Raw genomic sequence first — 17,115 nt, 5'->3', positions numbered from 1 at the left:
GACAGCCGGCACGCCCGCGGGACAGCGGCGGAGGTAGCAAGCGCGCCTGCGACTTTCGGATGACCGTCATCCCCGAGGACGAGCGGGAGCGAACCCGCAGGACAACTAGGGTGAAGCGCATGAACCCAGCCGACCGTCTGGCGGCCCGCCTCACCGCGCTGAGCCGATGGTCGACCCTGCCCGCCGACGCGCTGCTGGCCGCCGCGCTGTTCCTGGCCACGCTCGGACCCGGCCAGGTGCTGGCAGGTCCCCCATGGCTGCTCGCGCTGCAGACTGGGCTGGTCGCGCCGCTGGCCTGGAGACGGCGCGCTCCGATGACGGTCCTGGGCGCGATCGGCCTCGCCGCCGCCGTCCAGTGGGCGCTGGACGTGCAGCTTCCCGCCGACGCCGCCCTCCTGGTCGCCCTGTACACGGTCGCCGCGCACCGTCCGTGGCGTCACACCCTGCCGGCGGCGCTCGCGTTGCAGGTCGGGGTGCTGCTGGCCGCCGCCCGCTGGGCGCCGCCCGGCCAGTTCCCCTTCACGGTGGCCGCGTTGAGCGCGATGGCGGCCGCCGCTCTCATGGCCGGCCTGTGGATGCGGGTACGGAGGGCGTACGTGACCTCCCTGGAACGTGACCGCGAGCAGCGGGCCCGGCTGGCCGTCGCCGGGGAACGCGCACGGATGACCCGCGACATGCACGACATCGTCACCCACAACCTCTCGGTCATGGTGGCGCTGGCCGACAGCGCCGCCTACGTCCGCCACAGCGCGCCGGACCGGGCCGCGGCGGCGATGGAGCACATCGCCGCGACGGGACGCCAAGCCCTGCAGGACATGCGCCGCTCCCTGAGCACCGGCCACGCCACCTCGGACGAGGACTGCCTGGACGAGATGCTCCAGCCCGCGCCCGGGATCGCCGAGCTCGCTCCGCTGGCCGAACGGATGCGCGCGGCCGGGCTGGCGACGGGTGTCCGGGTGGCCGGTGACGCCGGGGCGGTGCCCGCCGCCGCCCAGCTGACGATCTACCGGCTGGTTCAGGAGGCGCTGACGAACACGCTGCGGCACGCGTCCGGGGCTCGCGCCGAGGTACGGGTCGACGTATCGTCGCGCCGTGCCGAGGTGGAGGTCATCGACGTTCGCGAGCCGGTCGTGCCTGGCGACGCCGGGTCCTTCGACGCCGGGCCCTTCGACTCTGCGCCCCTCGACCCCGGGCCCCTCGCTCCCGGGACTCTCGACTCCGGGACTCTCGACTCCGGGACCTGGGTGTCGGGGCCCCGTTCCGGGCTCCGGGGCCATGGGCGCGGGATCGCGGGCATGCGGGAACGGGTGGCCGCCTACGGCGGGACCCTGGACGCCGGGCCGGTGGCGGGCGGCGGATGGCGGGTGCTGGCCGTGCTGGACCTGGGAGCGCCACGATGATCCGGTTGCTGATTGCCGACGACGAGTCGCTGCTGCGGATGGCCTTCCGCATGGTTTTCGAGGCCGAGCCGGACATGGAGGTGGCCGGGGAAGCGGACGACGGCGAGCAGGCGGCCCGGCTGGTGCGGCACCTGCGTCCGGACGTGGTGCTGATGGACGTGCGCATGCCCGGCCTGGACGGCATCGAGGCCACCCGCAGGATCGTGCGCGACAGCCCGCGCTCGCGCGTGCTCATCCTGACCACCTTCGACCTGGACGAGTACGCCTTCGCCGGGCTGAAGGCCGGAGCGGCAGGGTTCCTGCCGAAGAACACGCGGCCACCGGAACTGCTGAGCGCGATCCGCAACGTCGCGGCCGGAGAGGCGGCGCTGTCGCCGCGCGTCACCCGACGCGTGCTGGAGAGGTTCGCGCCGCAGATGACGCCGGGGCCCGCCGAGCGGGACGAACGGCTGGCGCAGCTGACCGCGCGCGAGCACGAGGTGCTGGTGCAGGTGGCGCGCGGGCTGTCCAATGCCGAGGTCGCCGCGGCGTTGCACCTGGCGGAGGCGACGGTCAAGACGCATCTGAGCCGCGTACTGGTCAAGCTCGGGCTGCGCGACCGCGCCCAGGTGGTGGTCTTCGCCTACGAAACCGGCCTCGTCCGCCCCTCCACCCCCGACTTCTGACCACCGCGCCCGAACCACCGTTCACATGGAGGCGGGCGGAGCCAGGAGGAAGGTACGTAGACGCAGCAACTCCAGGCGTCACGGCGCTCACCGCGCGGCCGGCCAACTCCGCGAACAGCCACTGCCTCCTGCGCGCCTGCCTGGTCGCGGGCAGCGATGATGCCGAAGAAGCCGGATAAGAGGTCCTAACAGAATGATCTTTGCTGTGCTTTTGATCTCTCGCTGTAGCCGAGCGATGGAGACATGTCCGGGCAGGGGGAATCTGTCGGTTCTGGCTGATATCCATGATCACCCAGCGTTTCCGATCATGAGTGGAGCCGTGTGATGACGTCAGCGGGCGGATGGGACTACCTGGACCCGGCCACGAGGGCCGCCTACCAGCGGTTCGACGAGCTCACCGAGCGGGGACTCGACCCCGGCCCCGGCGTCGACTGGCGGGTCTACGGCACTTACGCACAGATGAAACTCTGGCTGGGGCCGGAGGGCGGCCACGACTACGACGAGCGGGTGCTACGCGTGGTCCGGTCGGTGGCCGAGCGCGACATCGACTTCACCTACCGGGAAGCGCACCACCTCATGGAGCGGGCGGGGTACTGGGTAGGGCAGGGGCACACTCGGTACGAGGAGCTGTTCCGAATCCCGCTCGCGGCGGCCCGCCGGTTCGACTACCAGCTGCGCCGGGACCTGCTGCGCTGGCTGACGTCGGGACCGTGGCTGAAGGACGCGCGGGCGCTCCTGGCCGAGCAGGTGACCGAGCTGCTCACCGAACCCGCCGAGCACGGCCCGGCCGGGGTGGTCCGGACCGAGATCGGGGACACCGACCACTTCGCCCGCATGCTGGCCGAGGAGTACGGCGCGCGCCTGGTCGAGGTGCTGCCGCTGTTCCGCCATTGGAACACCGCCCGCTCGACCAAGCCCAGTGCCCGGTGGCTCAGGAACGCCGCGCGGATGCTCACCCCCGGCGCGGTCGTCCTGGTCCGTGAGCTGCTCACGCGGCTGGTGGCCTACCGGGGCGGAGACTGGGTCGTCCGTTATGACGATAGGGAGTGGCGGGACAAGGTCTTCCTCAAGGAGGACACCATCGTCGTGGTGCGCGGCATCCTGTGGACCTGTCAGGTCATCGACGAGCGCTGGGTGACCTCGCTCGTCACCGGCGTCGCGATGACCTGCGGCACCGGCAGCAACGGGATGGGCTCCACGTGCCGCTGCGAACCCGTCACCAACGCCGCCGTCGGCGTCCTGGCCCGCAGGGGCGGCCTCGACATGATCGTCCCGCTGTCCAGAATCCAGGCGAAGGTGCGCGCGAGGTCCGTACAGAGGAATCTGAGCCTCGCCCTCGACGCGGTGGCCGTCGAGAACGGGCTGACCGGCGAGCAACTGCTCGACCGGACGGTCCCCACCTTCGGCCTGGACCCCGGCGGCGTCCGCGAGGAGAAGATCGGCGACTACCGGGTCAGGCTGTCCGCCGACGTGCCCGCCCTGCGCTACATGAACGCCGCGGGCAAGACCGTCAAGTCGCTGCCCAAGGATCTGCGTGCGGAGCTGTCCGATCTGCGGGCCACCCTGAAGGAGCTCAAGCTGGCGCAGGCGGCCGTGCGGTCCCGCTTGGAACAGGCGATCGTCCATGAACGGACGTGGCACTGGCGCGAGGTGACCGAGCACTTCCTCGACCATCCCGTCACCGGCCCCTACGCCCGCACCCTGGTCTGGCAGATCGCCGGCGGCCCGGCTGCCCTGCCGGTCAAGACCTCCGACGGCTGGGAACTGGCCGGCTACCGCCCCGCCCCCGACGCCGTGGCAGGCCTGTGGCATCCGATCCACGCGACCGCCGACGAGGTGGCGGCGTTGCGCGACCATCTTCTCGAAAGTGGTGTACGCCAGCCGTTCAAGCAGGCCTTCCGCGAGATCTACCTGCTGACCCCCGCCGAGGAGCGGACCGGCACCTTCTCCAACCGCTTCGCTGGCCACATTCTGCGCTACGGCCAGGCCCGGACCCTGCTGGGCCAGCGCGGCTGGACCGGCCGGTCGATCGGCCACTGGGACTACGAGAACGGCGGCGACCAGGGCGAAGTGGTGCGTAACCTGGCGGGCTGGCAGGCCCGATGGGCCATGCACATCATCTCCGCCCCCGGGGCCGAGACCACCATGCTGTGCGCGACCGAGGGCATCACCTTCCACCGCGACGGGCAACCGGCGTCGATGGCCGATCTGCCGCCGCTGGTGATGTCGGAGATCCTCCGCGAGGCCGACCTAGCCGTGGGCGTGGCCTCGGTCGCCCGCGACGACCAGGCGCTGATCGGCCACGAAGGCTATTGGCGCTCCCATGGCTTCGGCGAGCTGACGGAGACGGCCAAGACCCGGCGCGAGGTGCTGGCGCGGCTGCTGCCGAAACTGAAGATCGCCTCCCGGGTGGAGCTGACCGACAGATTCCTTCTTGTCCGGGGTGATCTGAAGACGTACAAGATCCATCTGGGGTCGACGAACATCCTGATGGAGCCCAACGACGCGTACCTGTGCATCGTCCCGGCGAGCGAGCGCGCGGCCGGATCGGTGTTCCTGCCGTTCGAGGACGACGGAGGGACGCTGTCGGTGGTCCTTTCGAAGGCGTTCCTCCTGGCCAACGACACGGCGATCACCGACCCGACGATCACCCGGCAGCTCGGCTGAACGACCACCCGGACACCGTCGCATCAGATTCCCGGGAGTTACCAGCCGCCTGGGCAGATCATCCTCCGCCAGCGCCGAGTCCGGGCTCGATCACCGCCCACGGCTCGTCACTGACCTCCCACGGCTTCCGCTTGGCCACGCATGCTCCAACCACCCGGCTACAGCGAGAGAAAAGCACAGCAGAGATCATTCTGTTAGGACTTCTAAGCCGCCCGCCGGTCGCTGACGCGCAGCACCGGGGCGAAGGTCCTGCGGCGGCTGCCATCGGTCGGTACCGGCACATGGTCGTCGCTGGTCAGTGGCAGCGCATGTCGAACCCGGGTTCGTGATATCCGTCGAAGAACTCCACGATGACGCCCTTGAACCCGCCCCGCCACGATCCGCTCGGGTTGACGTACACGGTGCCGGAGAGCGCGCGGCCTTCGACCCCCTCGATCGCGGCGAACTCGTAGTAGCGAGCGATCTCGGCGTCCGGCAACTTGGTGAGCAGGGAGATGCGGACCAGATAGTCGCAATGATTGCTGTTGCCCGACTGAATACCCACCGTGCCCTCAACGCCGCGATCACCTGGCTCCGTGTCGGGCGGGAGCGGGAACATGCTCACCCGCTCCTCCAGCCGGGCCAGCTTCTCGTCGTTCCGCCACTCGGGGACCTTGAACAGCAGGACGTAGGCGACGACGCAGGCAAGGAGCCCCAGGCACACGTAGAACGGCCACCTGCTCCGCTGCTTCGGTAACGCCTCCGGGGCCGCCTCGGTCAGCACCATGCCATCCTCCAGCGCGTTCGTAGAGTGATCACCATTGAACAACACGGTGAGGGGTACGCCCTCACGCTCTCCGAGGCCCACTGGGAAGATGTGGAGGTCGTTCCCGTCAACGAAAGAGAATCCTCAGCATGGCCGTCATCCACCGCACCGACCTCAAGCCGTCCAAGCTGGAACTGCTCACCTCCTGGCTACCCACCCGGCCGTGGTACCTGGGCGGAGCGGGCGAACCGGAATTGACCAAGGCCGGCGGCTTCCGGCTGGACGACCCCCAGGGTGAGGTCGGGATCGAGTTCATGGTGGTCACGGACACCTCGGGCACTCAGCCGATCAGCTACCTGGTACCGCTCACCTATCGCGGTGCCCCGCTCGACGGGGCGGAGCACGCCCTCGTCGGCACCATGGAGCACGGGGTGCTGGGGCGGCGCTGGGCCTACGACGGCTGCCACGACCCGGTGCTGGTCGCCCAGTTGCAGGCTCTGATCGAGGGCCGGGTCCAGGCCCAGGACCAGAACACCAGCGACACTCCCGACCGGGAGGTCACCCGCTCCTACCTCGGTGGCAGCCCCGCCCCCACGGACTTCTCCGTCACTGCCGTCGACGACCACGAGGGCACTGAGCTGCCCGCACCGGACGGCACGACCTTGCGTTTGCACCGGGTCCTGCGTTCCGCCCCGGACGACGCGTCTCTCCTTCCGCCGGAAGCGACTGGCCACGTCGCCGGGTCCTGGCAGCTGCCGGACGGCACCCGCGCGCGGGGGCTGTTCGTGGTCTTGCACACCGGCCCTCGTACCTGAGGAATGCCGCGATCGCACGTGGAGGCCCGCGACTGACCGCCGACTCGCCGGTGTCCGTACGGATCTGGCGCGGCTCCCGGGAGCGCGGTTGATGATGGTCGAGGGAATGGGGCACACGCTGCCGCCGGGGCAGCACCGAAGGAGTTGAACTGGGCCGATCATGCGGACGCGGCCGGAATGCGGCACAGCGTCGTGGGTGGGTGGTTGGTCGGTGCAGGGGAGTGCTGGATGAGCGGTAAGAGGATGGCTCAGCTCATGCCGACGGTCTGCCGCTCGGGCTCGATGACGGCGACGATGCGCTCCTCGTCTCGGTTGTAGGGCCTGCCGATGTACTTCATGGAGATCTGGTCGATGATCTTCCAGGCCGCGTCGCCGTCGAGCCATTCGATGACCCGGCCGCGGACGATGACGGGCTGGAACGGGTTGTCGGCGGGCGTTATGGAGAGCGCCACCCGCGGGTCGCGGCGCAGGTTGCGGGCCTTGCGCGACTGCGGACCGGTGAGGAAGACGATGTGGTCTCCGTGGGTGCCGACCCAGAGCGGGACGGTGTGGGGCGAGCCGTCCGGCAGGACGGTGGCGAGGTGGGCCAGCGAAGTGCCGTCGAGGACGCGGCGTACGTCGGGGTTGAGCATCTTCTTCTCCTTGCAGGGGTTGCGGTGGTGACGTTGTAAGGGGGTGTGAGCGCTGATCAGCGCTCGACCTCGTGGTGGAGGTGGGTGACGCCCGGTGCCGGTACGGCTTCGACCAGGCGGAGGTGTACGTGCTCGGGCAGCGCCTGGAAGAAGGGGCGGCCGCCGCCGAGCAGGATGTGCACCTGGTGGAGGATCACCTCGTCGACGAGTCCCCGGTGGTGATGAGGGTCTGCCGCTCGGTCATCTCGGGCGCGCTCATGGTGGCGATTCCTTCCTTGGGTTCCTTGAAGAGACTCCATGACCGTAACACGACAAGTTCCTTAAGGGAACTCCAATGGGTAGACTGGCCCCATGCAACGCACCAACTTCGGCGACATGGCCTGCTCCATCGCCCGCACCCTCGACGTCATCGGAGAGCCCTGGTCACCCCTGATCCTGCGTGACATATGGGCCGGCCTGAACCGGTTCGACCACCTCCAGGCCGACCTCGGGATCTCCCGCAAAGTGCTGACCGAACGCCTCAACCATCTCGTCGACCAAGGCGTCCTCGAACGCCGCCCCTACGACAACCGGCCACGGCACGAGTACCACCTGACCGTCAAAGGCACCGAACTGGTCGACCTGCTCATGGTCATGGCCGGCTGGGGCGACAAATGGCTCGCGGGCGAGGCCGGACCGCCGGTGCTCTACCGCCACCACGCATGCGGCGAGATCAGCCGTACCGACCTGCGCTGCGCCCACTGCGGCGAGCCGATGCACGCCGGCGACGTCGACCTGCTGCCAGGCCCAGGAGCGGCCGTCTGACCGAGGGGGCCGGAGCTCTTGACCTCAGGCCTTTGAACATCCGACGAGCGGGGGCACCGAAGGGCTGGAGAGGATTGCTTTCAGGGGAGACAATGATCGTGGTGGAAACGGCGGATGGCTTGGTCTCGCGTCCCAGTGCACGTGTCGTTCTCATCGACGACGCCGATCGGCTCCTGCTGTTCTCCAGCCGTGACCAACGCGATGGCACGCTTCGCTGGTACACCCCCGGCGGCGGTCTCCAGCCCGGGGAGAACCATCAAGCTGCGGCACTGCGTGAGCTGCGCGAGGAGACCGGGTTGGCGAATGTGGCGCTGGGGCCGGAGGTGTGGAGAGGACGCCCCTGGACCACGGAGAGGGGCGGCGTCACCTATGAGGTCCGGCAGCGCTACTACCTGGCCCGCATTCCCATCTCGGAGATCGATACCACCCGCATGGAGGACTTCGAGAGGGCGAGCATCACCGGCCACCGCTGGTGGACGGCGCAAGAACTGGCTGGGACCGCCGATCTTCTGCGCCCCGCCGGACTGCCGCACCTGTTGGCCGCCCTCCTTGCCGAAGGCCCGCCCCGCCACCCGATCCTCGTCGACGGCTGACCTCCGATATGAGCGGGATGCCGATCAAGATGCGTACGTCTTGTCGGGTCATTTGTCGTAGTCGGGGCGTACCCTGCCCACCATGAAGGACACGCACGCACCGCTCGATGGCGAGCGATGGCAGCCTGGAGACCTTGTCGTCGATGCCGAGGGGGGTCTGTTCACACGCGCGAGTGTGCAGGACCAGGACAGCGGTCGGCCATGGGGATATCCGTCCGGTGTGACACGCGGCCGCGACGGCGGCGCTCATGTGCCGGACGGCGAGGTAGGGGAAACGGTCCCCGTCCGACCGCTCGCGCTTCTGCTCCGCGACGGTCAGCCGGCACTGCCTGCCGCGCCGGCGAACGCTTCCGCGGTGCTCGGCACCCAGGCCCACCAGGCCGGCACCTTGGCAGGCGTCGGCGGTTTGTTCTTGGCCGCCACCGCTTTCGACCCTGACGGCGCCGGGGATCCGAGAGCGGCGAGGCTGCGGGCGGACCTGCTCGACACCGTCGTGGTGGTGGACAGCGAACAAGCGCTCGCGGCGATGTTCGGTGGGGCCGCCGATGGGTTGCTGGTGGAGCTGGCGGAATGGCATCGGCGAAGTGTGGAGGAAGCGCCTGATCGGCCATAGACCCTTGCGGGCCCCTGGCTCGCAGGGAGCCCGCAGAATGTCTCACGGCCTGGACGCGAGGAAAGCGGGAAGGCTAGATGACTTTTTCCAAAAGTGAGAAGGAAGCCCTCCCATGGCCTCGCGATCCCCACGCTATCAGTCGGGGATCAGCTCGCGCAGCCTCGAATGGGTGCGGGTGTCGTCAGCGAAGATCACGACCCGTCGTGCTCGCGGGAAGCCGCAGGACGGCGGCGGAGAGCACCGCGATCAGCGCGAGCCCCGCCGGCGCCATGGCCGCCACGCCGCCCCCGGCGTCGAACAGCCGGCCGACCACGAACCCGCCGGCCAACGTGACCACCCCGGCGACGAAGCTGAGCAGGCCGAAATAGACCCCGAACCGTCCGGACGGCGCGCACCGCGTGACCGTCTGGAACAGCGCCGACTGCATCAGCCCCTGGGCCAGCCCGTGCAGCACCGCGGCCACCAGGAGGATGGCGAGGTGACCGCCCTCGCCGGAGGGCATCGCGAGCAGTGCCAGGTAGCCGAGGCCGGCACAGACCAGGCCGCTTCTGAGCACCCAGGGACGTTCGCCTCGCCCGCGGGCCGCGCACCAGGGCTGGACCGCGGCCATGGCGACCGCCACCACGCAGAAGAACAGGGTCGTCGAGCCTGCCCCGACCTCCTTGAGCGGGACCACGGTGACGATCTGGTCGGCGAGCAGCGTCGTCGGCGCGGCGGTCATGGCGAAGCGCCGGAAGTCTCGGTCTCGGAGCACCGCCGACACGCCACCGGTGAGCCTGCGTACGTGGAGACGGCCGGCGCCGCGTTCGGCCGGCAGCAGCAGGAACAGTACGGCGCCGACCGCCCAGGCGCCCGCCGCCGCCGCGGACAGCAGCCCGAATCCGCCGGCCAGCAGGGCCAGCCCGACGGGTGGGCCGGCCACCGCCCCTAACTGGCCGGCGACGACGTAGGCCGCGAAGCCCTTCGCACGCCGTTCGGGCCGCACCCCGGCAAGCAGGGACTGGGCGGCCGGGTGGAACAGGGCCCCGCCCACCGCCAGGACCGCCGCCGCGCAGAGCAACCCGGCCGGCCCGTCGATGACTCCGAGCAGGCCGAAACCGGCCGCCCGCAGGGCGCAGGCCAGCGCTCCCGCGCGGGCCGGTCCCACCGCGTCGGTGATCGCGCCGGCCGGCAGGAACAGCATGTTCTGCAGCGCCACGCGCACCCCGAGCACCACGGCGATGGTGCCGGCGAGCAGGCCGAGGTCGTGGCGCAGGTACGTGACCAGGTGCGCCATCACCGCGAAGAACCCGATCGAGATGGCCAGCTGCACTCCGACGACGACGGCGAGCACGTGGCGGCCGTTGCCCGGCGGGCGCACCGGAGGCGCGGGGTCCCCGGCGAGCGGTCGGCTCGGATGCGGGGCGGACGTGCTCGGCGCCATGGGCCGGGTCGTTCTCACGATCCCGATGCCTGCCGGAGGACGTCGGGGCACTGCGGCTCGGTCGTCCCCTCATTCTCGATCTGCACTGCAAGAGGAGAGCAGAAGCCACCGGGTCATGTCCAATATCGATATGTGTCCAGGGGGATAACCAATTCGATATCAGTGCTGGTGGTCTGGACTGCCCCCGCCGGCCGTGCGGGTCCGCGTGGCCGGCCGGCAATCGCGCGGACCCCGGCCGATGGCACGCTCGTCCGGGGTGAAGGCGCCGAAGTGCGGGTAACTGGTCTCGATGGCGGCGCCGGGAGCCCGGACGCCGAGAAAGCGGCTGACGAGGTGATCGTCTGAGTTCGACATGGTCCCTCCAACAACGAACATGTCGCACCCGGCCGCTGGAAGCATTGAAGCCGGCTCTCCAGTCCGCCATGGGGTAACCCTCACCTAAGCGGGACAGACCTCCTGATAACCCACGTCGGCTCCCACATGCTCGCGCCACTCCGCCTGCGTGAGCCGGCGGCCCGCCCGCTCGCACACGATCCGGACGGCCGGCGCGGGGTCGACCGGAAGCTCCTGGAACGCGCCGTCGAGCCCCACCACGCGCAGGGCCGAGCCGTCGGCCGTGAAGGCGAGCGCCGGCATGAGGTCATCCAGCTCGTACGGATCGAACGCCCCGGTGGTCACTGTCCAGGCGGCGCCGAGCTGCCGGCCCGCGACCGTGTCGAACATCGTCACCCTGGTGTCGTGGGCGACCGCCAGGATCCGCCCGTCGGGGGAGAACCTGGCCCCCACGACGTCTCCCGGCACCCTGAACACCTGACCCGTCGTACGCCAGGTGCGGGTGTCCCACAGGACCACCGCTCTGCTCCCGTACGGCGAGACGCCGAGCGGACCCTTCGGCGCGAGGACCATCCACCCCACCGCCAGCGTCCCGGGGCCTTGCCCGCGGGGGAGCACCTTGCGGGAGACCAGGTCGATGACGTCGGCACCCGCGGCGTCGGCGGTGACCAGGAACCGGCCGTCGGAGCTGAAGGACAGCGGGCCGCCCGCGACCGGGCCGAACCGCATGACCCGCTCGCGCCGCGCGATGTCGATGACCACGACCTCGCCCGCGCCGGTGTAGTCGTTGGCCATGGCCGAGCTGAGGGCGAGCAGCCGGCCGTCGGGGCTGATCTGCATGTCCGCCCTGACGTCCGCCGACTGCAGAGCCAGGTAACCCAGCTTCCGCCCGGATGCCGCGTCCCAGAACGTGGGTCCCGTGGTGAGGTCCTCCGAGGAGATCGTGACGACCGTGCGCCCGTCGGGGCTGACCCGCATGATCGGCTCGCCCTTCCTGGCGACGCCGAGCCGCCGGGTCTCGGCGAACCCGGGCACCGACCAGCCGCGCACGGCGTCGCCCGTCCGGGCGAGCAGCAGGCTCCCCGAGGCGGTGAACCGCGGCTGCAGAGCGCCGGCGGGCACGACGCGCCGAGGGCCGGTCTGCCGGCTGATGTCGTAGGTGGTCACCTGCCCGGCGTCGTCCAGGATGCTCAGCGTACGGTTCCCCGGGCCGAACCGCGGGGCCCCGACGATCTCGGACGCGACGGTGAGCCGCAGGAGCGGGGCCGCGTCGCTCAGCCGCCACAGGGTGATGCGGCCGCCCGCCCAGTTGTCGAAGGCGATCAGGAAGCGGCCGTCGTCGCTGAAGACGGCTTCGGTGCCCGGGCCGGGGAAGCTGCGCCGGTCCCGCGTGCCGGTGGACAGGCTCCACAGCGTCGTGCCCTTCCGCCCGCCCACAGCGGCCAGCGCGCCGTCGTGGCTGATGGCCGTGACCTGCCCCGGCAGGCCACGGCCGGGGAGCCGCTTGCCCGCCGGCGTTCCCCCTCCCGGCAACGCCCGCAGCGTCGTCACGGTGTCGTGCTCGGTGATCTCGAGGGCGGCGAAGCGGTCGCCGGGGCCGACACTTGCGTGGCTCACGTAGCCGTCCTGCTTCTCCAGCGCCCGCCGTGCCACGTTCCACAGCGCGACGTACGGCCCGCCCAGGTTGGCGCGCACGACGATGTAGCCCCCGCCGGGGCTGAACTCCAGGCTCGCCGGGCGTCCGTCGTAGCTCGTCGAGCCTGCGGGCATCCAGCCGCCTTCGCCCAGCCGCCGCCCGGTCCGCAGGCTCCACAGCTCCAGCATGCCGCCCCCCGCGAGCGCCAGCGTGTCACCGTCCGGACCCACCGCGGCGGTGACGGGCGCCTCGCCGATGCCGCCGAAGGTCCTGACCGGCCGCCCCGTCGCCACGTCGTAGACGGTCACCCGGCCGGCGCCCGCGCTGACCAGCGTCCGCCCGTCGGGGCTCAGCGCCCGCCCTTCGTTGGCCGGGGCGGGATCCGTGAAGACCGACTGCTCCTGCTGGGCGAGCGAGCTCAGCACCGCCGAACGTGCCTCGGGAACCCGCGCGATGCGGTAGGCCGCCACGCTGAGCAGCATCGCCTTCACCGGGTCGGTCCCGCGCAGCGCGTCCGCCTGCAGCGCCACCCGCCGCGCCGCGGCCTGCGACCTCTCCTCGGCCAGGCGCTTGCCGGCCTCGTCGCTCCTGAGCGACTGCTGCCAGGCGAGGGTGCCGGCGGTGAGCGAGGCGACGAGCAGGACCGCCACGCCGGTGGTGACCAGGCGCCGCAGCCTGCTCTGCCGCGCCGACCCGGCCCTGCTCGCCTCGACGAACTCGCGCTCCGTGGTGTTCAGGGTCAGATGCGTGGCGCCGGTCCAGTCCAGCGCGTGGCGCAGGGCGGTGCCGCGGAGGAGGTCCTCAGGGCGGCGGCCGCCACGGGCCCAGCGGCGGGCGGCCTCGCCCAGCTCGCGGTGGCGTCCGAGCGCGTCGCGGTCGCCGGTCACCCACTCGTGCAGCCGGGGCCAGGCGTACAGCAGGGCGGCGCTGCCGATCACGACCCCGTCTCCCTGGCGGCGGACCAGCGTGGCCTCCTCGAGCGCGGCGAGCACCCGTTCGGCGGCCTCCTGCCGTACCTCGATCAGCTCGTCCAGAGTGGCGGTACGTGGCGCCTCGTCGCCGTCGCGAACGTCCACCAGCCGCAGCAGCAGATCGCGCGCGACCTCGCGCTCGGACGCCGGCAGCCCGGCGTAGAACCGCTCGGCCACCGCGCCGAGCGCCGGGTCGGCGGCCCGCCCGCCGGAAGGGCGCACCCCCGCGGCGGCCTCGGCGCCTTCGGCCAGCGTCGCGCGCTCGCCGCCCAGCAGCGTCAGCAGCAGGCGCTGCGCGGAAGGACGCGCGGCCGGGTCCTTGGACAGCGCGGCGCGAACCAGCTCGCGCAGCCCCTCGGGCAGGACATCGACGTCAGGGTCGTGGTTGAGCAGCCGGTTGATGACCGCGATCGTCGTCGGGGCAGTGAACGCGTCGCGCCCCGTCGCGGCGAACAGCACCACCGAACCCCAGGCGAACACGTCGGCCGCCGGCTCGGCCCGGCCCCCGGAGAACAATTCCGGCGCCATGTACATCGGGGTCCCGGCCAGCTCGCCCGTCGAGGTCATCGACAGGCCCGCCGCCCTGGCGATGCCGAAGTCGATCACTCGTGGCCCGTCGGGCCCCATCAGGACGTTCTCCGGCTTCAGGTCGCGGTGCACCACGCCCGCCTGGTGGATGGCGGCCAGCGCGGTGGCCACGCCCACGGCCAGCCGGTGCAGCGGGTCACCCGAGAACGGCGCCCCCTCCGTCACCGCCGCGCGCAGGCTCGGGCCGGGCACGAACTCGCTGACGATGTGGGGGCGCTCGCCTCCGAGGTCGTGATCCAGGATGCGGGCGGTGCAGAACGAGGCCACCTGCCCCGCGGCGGTCACCTCCCGGGTGAAGCGGCGGCGCAGGGGAGAGTCGCCGGACAGGTACGCGTGCAGGACCTTGACCGCCACGCGGTTGGCCGCCTCGTCGTAGCCCTCGTAGACGACGCCCTGGCCGCCCGAGCCGAGCCTGCTCGCCAGCCGGTAGCGGCCCAGCCTCGACGGATCCCCCGGACGCAGCGGGTCTGCTGTCATGGTTCGTTAGATGGCCGATCACCGCCGCCGGTTCGGGCGGGGTGCTCGGCGCCGGCCACAAGATCAGCAGAGGACGCAGGACTCATGCTCACCACCGAGGAACAAGCCGTCGTCGACACGGTCCGCGACTTCGTCGAGCGGGAGGTCCGGCCCGTCGCCCGCGACCTGGAACACGCCAACGCGTACCCGGACAAGCTCATCGAGCAGATGAAGCGGCTGGGCATCTTCGGCCTGGCCATCCCCGAACCCTGGGGCGAGGCCCCGGTGTCCATGCCGTGCTACGCCCTGGTCACCGCCGAGCTCGCCCGCGGCTGGATGAGCCTGGCCGGCGCCATGGGCGGGCACACCGTCGTGTCCAAGCTCATCCTCGCCTTCGGCACGCAGGAGCAGAAGGACCACTACCTGCCCAGGATGGCGACCGGCGAGATCCGCGCGACCATGGCGCTGACCGAACCCGGCGGCGGCTCGGACCTGCAGGCCATGACCACCACCGCCCGCCGGGACGGCGACGACTACGTGGTCAACGGCGCCAAGACGTGGATCACCAACGCCCGTCGCTCCCAGCTGATCGCCCTCATGTGCAAGACCGACCCCTCCGCGCGGCCGCGCCACAAGGGCATCTCCATCCTGCTCATCGAACACGGGCCGGGCCTGACGGTCTCGCGCGACCTGCCCAAGCTCGGCTACAAGGGCGTCGAGAGCTGCGAGCTGGTCTTCGAGGACCACCGGGCACCGCTCACCGCCCTGCTCGGCGCCGAGGAAGGCCGGGGCTTCGCGCAGATGATGAAGGGTCTGGAGGTCGGCCGCATCCAGGTCGCCGCCCGGGCCCTGGGGGTGGGCCGGGCGGCGTTCGACGACGCCCTGCGCTACGCGCAGGAGCGGGAGAGCTTCGGCAAGCCCATCTGGAAGCACCAGGCCGTCGGCAACCACCTCGCCGACATGGCCACCGACCTCACCGCCGCCCGCCAGCTCATCCTGCACGCCGCCGAGCGCTACGAGAGCGGCGCGCGCTGCGACATGGAGGCCGGCATGGCGAAGCTGTTCGCCTCCGAGGCCGCCATGAGAGCCGCGCTCAATGCCGTACGCGTCCACGGCGGCTACGGCTACTCCACCGAGTTCGACGTGGAACGCTACTTCCGCGACGCGCCGCTGATGATCGTCGGCGAGGGCACCAACGAGATCCAGCGCAACGTCATCGCCGCCCAGCTGGTCAAACGCGGCGGGCTGGACTGACCGGGGCCCTATGCCTGCGGCGTCGCGGCCTTGCGGGCGCGGACCCACGTGACGATCGACGGCCCGCCCGCGAAGCACCACAGCGCCACGACCGGGTCGCAGATGGCGCAGCCGAAGGAGGAAAGGGCGGCGAAGGGCAGGAGGGGGTTCCCCTGGAGGTGGTGCAGGACGTCCCAGGCGGTGTGGAGCAGCCAGCCGATGCCGATCCAGGTCCAGCTGTCGAGCCCTCGGTAGGCGACGTAGGTCATGACGACCGGCAGGACGAACTCCCAGTACCCGAGTCCGCCCCCGCTGAGGTAGGCGGCGCCGGCCCCGCCGACCAGCACGGCGTTGACCTGGCGCCGATGCGGCTCGGGGATCAGGGACAGGAGGGAAACGCAGATCAGCCCGATGACGATCGGCATGATGACGGACATGGGGTGTGGCAATCCGTTCTGTGGTTGGGGTTCTCCGGTTCTCGCAGCGCAACGCTAGAGCGCGCGACCACGGCTCCCCATGGGCTGGATCGACAATTTCCCACGGGTTCCCGCCATCCGGCCCGAACCCGTGAGCGCCTACCGTGTCCTCATGCACACGGTGGCGGTCCTGGCTCTGGACCATGTGGTGGCGGCCGACCTGGCGACGCCCATCGAGGTGTTCGGGCGGGCCCGGCTGGCGGACGGGCGCAGCCCGTACCGGATCCTGGTCTGCGCCGCGACGCCGCAGGTGGCCAGCGGCGCCTTCACGCTCATCGCCCCGCACGGCCTGCGGGCGCTGCGGGAGGCGGACACGATCGTCGTGCCGGGCTGCTCCGAGCGGGCCGCCCCGCCCGCGCCGGAGGTGCTCGACGCCCTGCGCGCGGCTGCCGCCGCCGGCACCCGGATCGCCTCCATCTGCGCGGGGGCGTTCACCCTTGCCGCGGCCGGGCTGCTGGACGGGCTGAGCGCGACCACGCACTGGGCGGCGGCGCACCGGCTGGCCCAGCAGTTCCCGCGGGTGGACGTGCGGCCGGACGTCCTGTACGTCGACAACGGCCAGATCCTCACCTCGGCCGGGGCCGCCGCCGGCCTGGACCTGTGCCTGCACATCATCCGGCGCGACTTCGGCTCGGCGGTCGCCGCGGACTCGGCCCGGCTGTCGGTGATGCCTCTGGAACGGGAGGGTGGGCAGGCGCAGTTCATCGTCCACGCCCAGCCGCCGGTGCCTCAGGGGTCGCTGCTGGAGCCGGTGCTGTCGTGGATCGAGGACAACCTCGCCCAGGAGGTGACCTTGGCGGAGATGGCCCTGCGCGGCGGGATGAGCGAGCGGACCTTCAGCCGCCGCTTCCGCGAGCAGACCGGCACCACGCCGCTGCAGTGGCTGCTGCGCGCACGCGTACGACGGGCGCAGTTCCTGCTGGAGAACACCGACCACGGCGTGGAACGCATCGCCGCGCAGGCCGGGTTCGGGTCGGCCACCGCGTTCCGGGAGCGGTTCAAGCGCGTCGTCGGCGTCACGCCGCAGTCCTACCGCTCCTCCTTCCGGACGAACGCCTTCTGAGC

The 17,115-nt window shown here is 71.2% G+C and carries 16 protein-coding genes; 9 read left to right on the top strand and 7 right to left on the bottom strand.

Annotated elements, in window-relative coordinates; all coding sequences use genetic code 11:
- Window positions 1-119: 119 nt before the first annotated feature.
- The 3 genes from ACWEPL_RS45175 to ACWEPL_RS45165 all read left to right on the top strand — a co-directional run bounded on the left by ACWEPL_RS45175 (window position 120) and on the right by ACWEPL_RS45165 (window position 4,732).
- On the top strand, window positions 120-1,400 hold the full coding sequence (locus ACWEPL_RS45175; protein WP_452439846.1) for a sensor histidine kinase: 1,281 nt from the start codon (window positions 120-122) through the stop codon (window positions 1,398-1,400).
- Window positions 1,397-2,065: a response regulator gene (locus ACWEPL_RS45170; RefSeq protein WP_452439844.1), complete on the top strand. Its 669-nt coding sequence runs from the start codon at window positions 1,397-1,399 to the stop codon at window positions 2,063-2,065. Before ACWEPL_RS45175 ends, ACWEPL_RS45170 begins: the two co-directional genes overlap by 4 nt.
- Before the next feature lie 324 nt (window positions 2,066-2,389).
- The gene (locus tag ACWEPL_RS45165) at window positions 2,390-4,732 is read left to right on the top strand and encodes a DUF4132 domain-containing protein (protein WP_452439842.1); all 2,343 of its coding nucleotides are present in this window, start codon (window positions 2,390-2,392) and stop codon (window positions 4,730-4,732) included.
- A gap of 295 nt (window positions 4,733-5,027) precedes the next feature.
- On the opposite strand, the gene ACWEPL_RS45160 is transcribed toward ACWEPL_RS45165, so the two are convergent.
- Complete coding sequence (locus tag ACWEPL_RS45160) at window positions 5,028-5,498, bottom strand: hypothetical protein (RefSeq protein ID WP_452439841.1); 471 nt, start codon at window positions 5,496-5,498, stop codon at window positions 5,028-5,030.
- 128 nt (window positions 5,499-5,626) lie between these two features.
- Here ACWEPL_RS45160 and ACWEPL_RS45155 point away from each other — a divergent pair, with 128 nt between their 5' ends.
- A complete protein-coding gene (locus tag ACWEPL_RS45155; protein ID WP_452439840.1) occupies window positions 5,627-6,292 on the top strand; it encodes a maltokinase N-terminal cap-like domain-containing protein in 666 nt (221 codons plus the stop codon).
- A gap of 248 nt (window positions 6,293-6,540) precedes the next feature.
- On the opposite strand, the gene ACWEPL_RS45150 is transcribed toward ACWEPL_RS45155, so the two are convergent.
- Both ACWEPL_RS45150 and ACWEPL_RS45145 read right to left on the bottom strand, forming a co-directional pair.
- Entirely contained in the window at window positions 6,541-6,924 is a 384-nt protein-coding gene (locus tag ACWEPL_RS45150) for a PPOX class F420-dependent oxidoreductase (protein ID WP_452439838.1), read from the bottom strand.
- A gap of 56 nt (window positions 6,925-6,980) precedes the next feature.
- On the bottom strand, window positions 6,981-7,106 hold the full coding sequence (locus tag ACWEPL_RS45145; RefSeq protein ID WP_363968356.1) for a hypothetical protein: 126 nt from the start codon (window positions 7,104-7,106) through the stop codon (window positions 6,981-6,983).
- A 169-nt stretch (window positions 7,107-7,275) separates the two neighbouring features.
- Here ACWEPL_RS45145 and ACWEPL_RS45140 point away from each other — a divergent pair, with 169 nt between their 5' ends.
- The 3 genes from ACWEPL_RS45140 to ACWEPL_RS45130 all read left to right on the top strand — a co-directional run bounded on the left by ACWEPL_RS45140 (window position 7,276) and on the right by ACWEPL_RS45130 (window position 8,934).
- Window positions 7,276-7,728 carry a winged helix-turn-helix transcriptional regulator gene (locus ACWEPL_RS45140; protein WP_363968354.1) on the top strand — a complete coding sequence of 151 codons (453 nt, stop codon included), beginning with the start codon at window positions 7,276-7,278 and terminating at the stop codon, window positions 7,726-7,728.
- A 92-nt stretch (window positions 7,729-7,820) separates the two neighbouring features.
- A complete protein-coding gene (locus ACWEPL_RS45135; protein WP_452439837.1) occupies window positions 7,821-8,321 on the top strand; it encodes an NUDIX hydrolase in 501 nt (166 codons plus the stop codon).
- A gap of 82 nt (window positions 8,322-8,403) precedes the next feature.
- Entirely contained in the window at window positions 8,404-8,934 is a 531-nt protein-coding gene (locus ACWEPL_RS45130; RefSeq protein WP_363968350.1) for a hypothetical protein, read from the top strand.
- Window positions 8,935-9,115: 181 nt separating this feature from the next.
- Here the strand turns inward: ACWEPL_RS45130 and ACWEPL_RS45125 are convergent, their stop codons facing one another.
- The 3 genes from ACWEPL_RS45125 to ACWEPL_RS45115 form a co-directional block, all read right to left on the bottom strand.
- Entirely contained in the window at window positions 9,116-10,375 is a 1,260-nt protein-coding gene (locus tag ACWEPL_RS45125) for an MFS transporter (protein WP_452439835.1), read from the bottom strand.
- Between the two features lie 141 nt (window positions 10,376-10,516).
- Entirely contained in the window at window positions 10,517-10,711 is a 195-nt protein-coding gene (locus ACWEPL_RS45120; protein ID WP_452439833.1) for a hypothetical protein, read from the bottom strand.
- 84 nt (window positions 10,712-10,795) lie between these two features.
- Window positions 10,796-14,362, bottom strand: a complete 3,567-nt coding sequence (locus tag ACWEPL_RS45115; protein ID WP_452439832.1) for a WD40 repeat domain-containing serine/threonine protein kinase — start codon at window positions 14,360-14,362, stop codon at window positions 10,796-10,798.
- 84 nt (window positions 14,363-14,446) lie between these two features.
- Here ACWEPL_RS45115 and ACWEPL_RS45110 point away from each other — a divergent pair, with 84 nt between their 5' ends.
- On the top strand, window positions 14,447-15,595 hold the full coding sequence (locus ACWEPL_RS45110; protein WP_452439831.1) for an acyl-CoA dehydrogenase family protein: 1,149 nt from the start codon (window positions 14,447-14,449) through the stop codon (window positions 15,593-15,595).
- Between the two features lie 8 nt (window positions 15,596-15,603).
- On the opposite strand, the gene ACWEPL_RS45105 is transcribed toward ACWEPL_RS45110, so the two are convergent.
- Window positions 15,604-16,011 (bottom strand): DUF6010 family protein, encoded by a 408-nt coding sequence (locus ACWEPL_RS45105; RefSeq protein WP_363968341.1) that lies wholly within the window; start codon window positions 16,009-16,011, stop codon window positions 15,604-15,606.
- Between the two features lie 151 nt (window positions 16,012-16,162).
- Here ACWEPL_RS45105 and ACWEPL_RS45100 point away from each other — a divergent pair, with 151 nt between their 5' ends.
- Window positions 16,163-17,113, top strand: a complete 951-nt coding sequence (locus ACWEPL_RS45100) for a GlxA family transcriptional regulator (protein WP_452439830.1) — start codon at window positions 16,163-16,165, stop codon at window positions 17,111-17,113.
- The last annotated feature ends 2 nt before the right edge of the window (window positions 17,114-17,115 follow it).

Source organism: Nonomuraea sp. NPDC004186 (genome assembly GCF_053603495.1).
The sequence above is the reverse complement of the archived record's forward strand: the minus strand, read 5'-3'. Positions and strand labels throughout refer to the sequence as shown.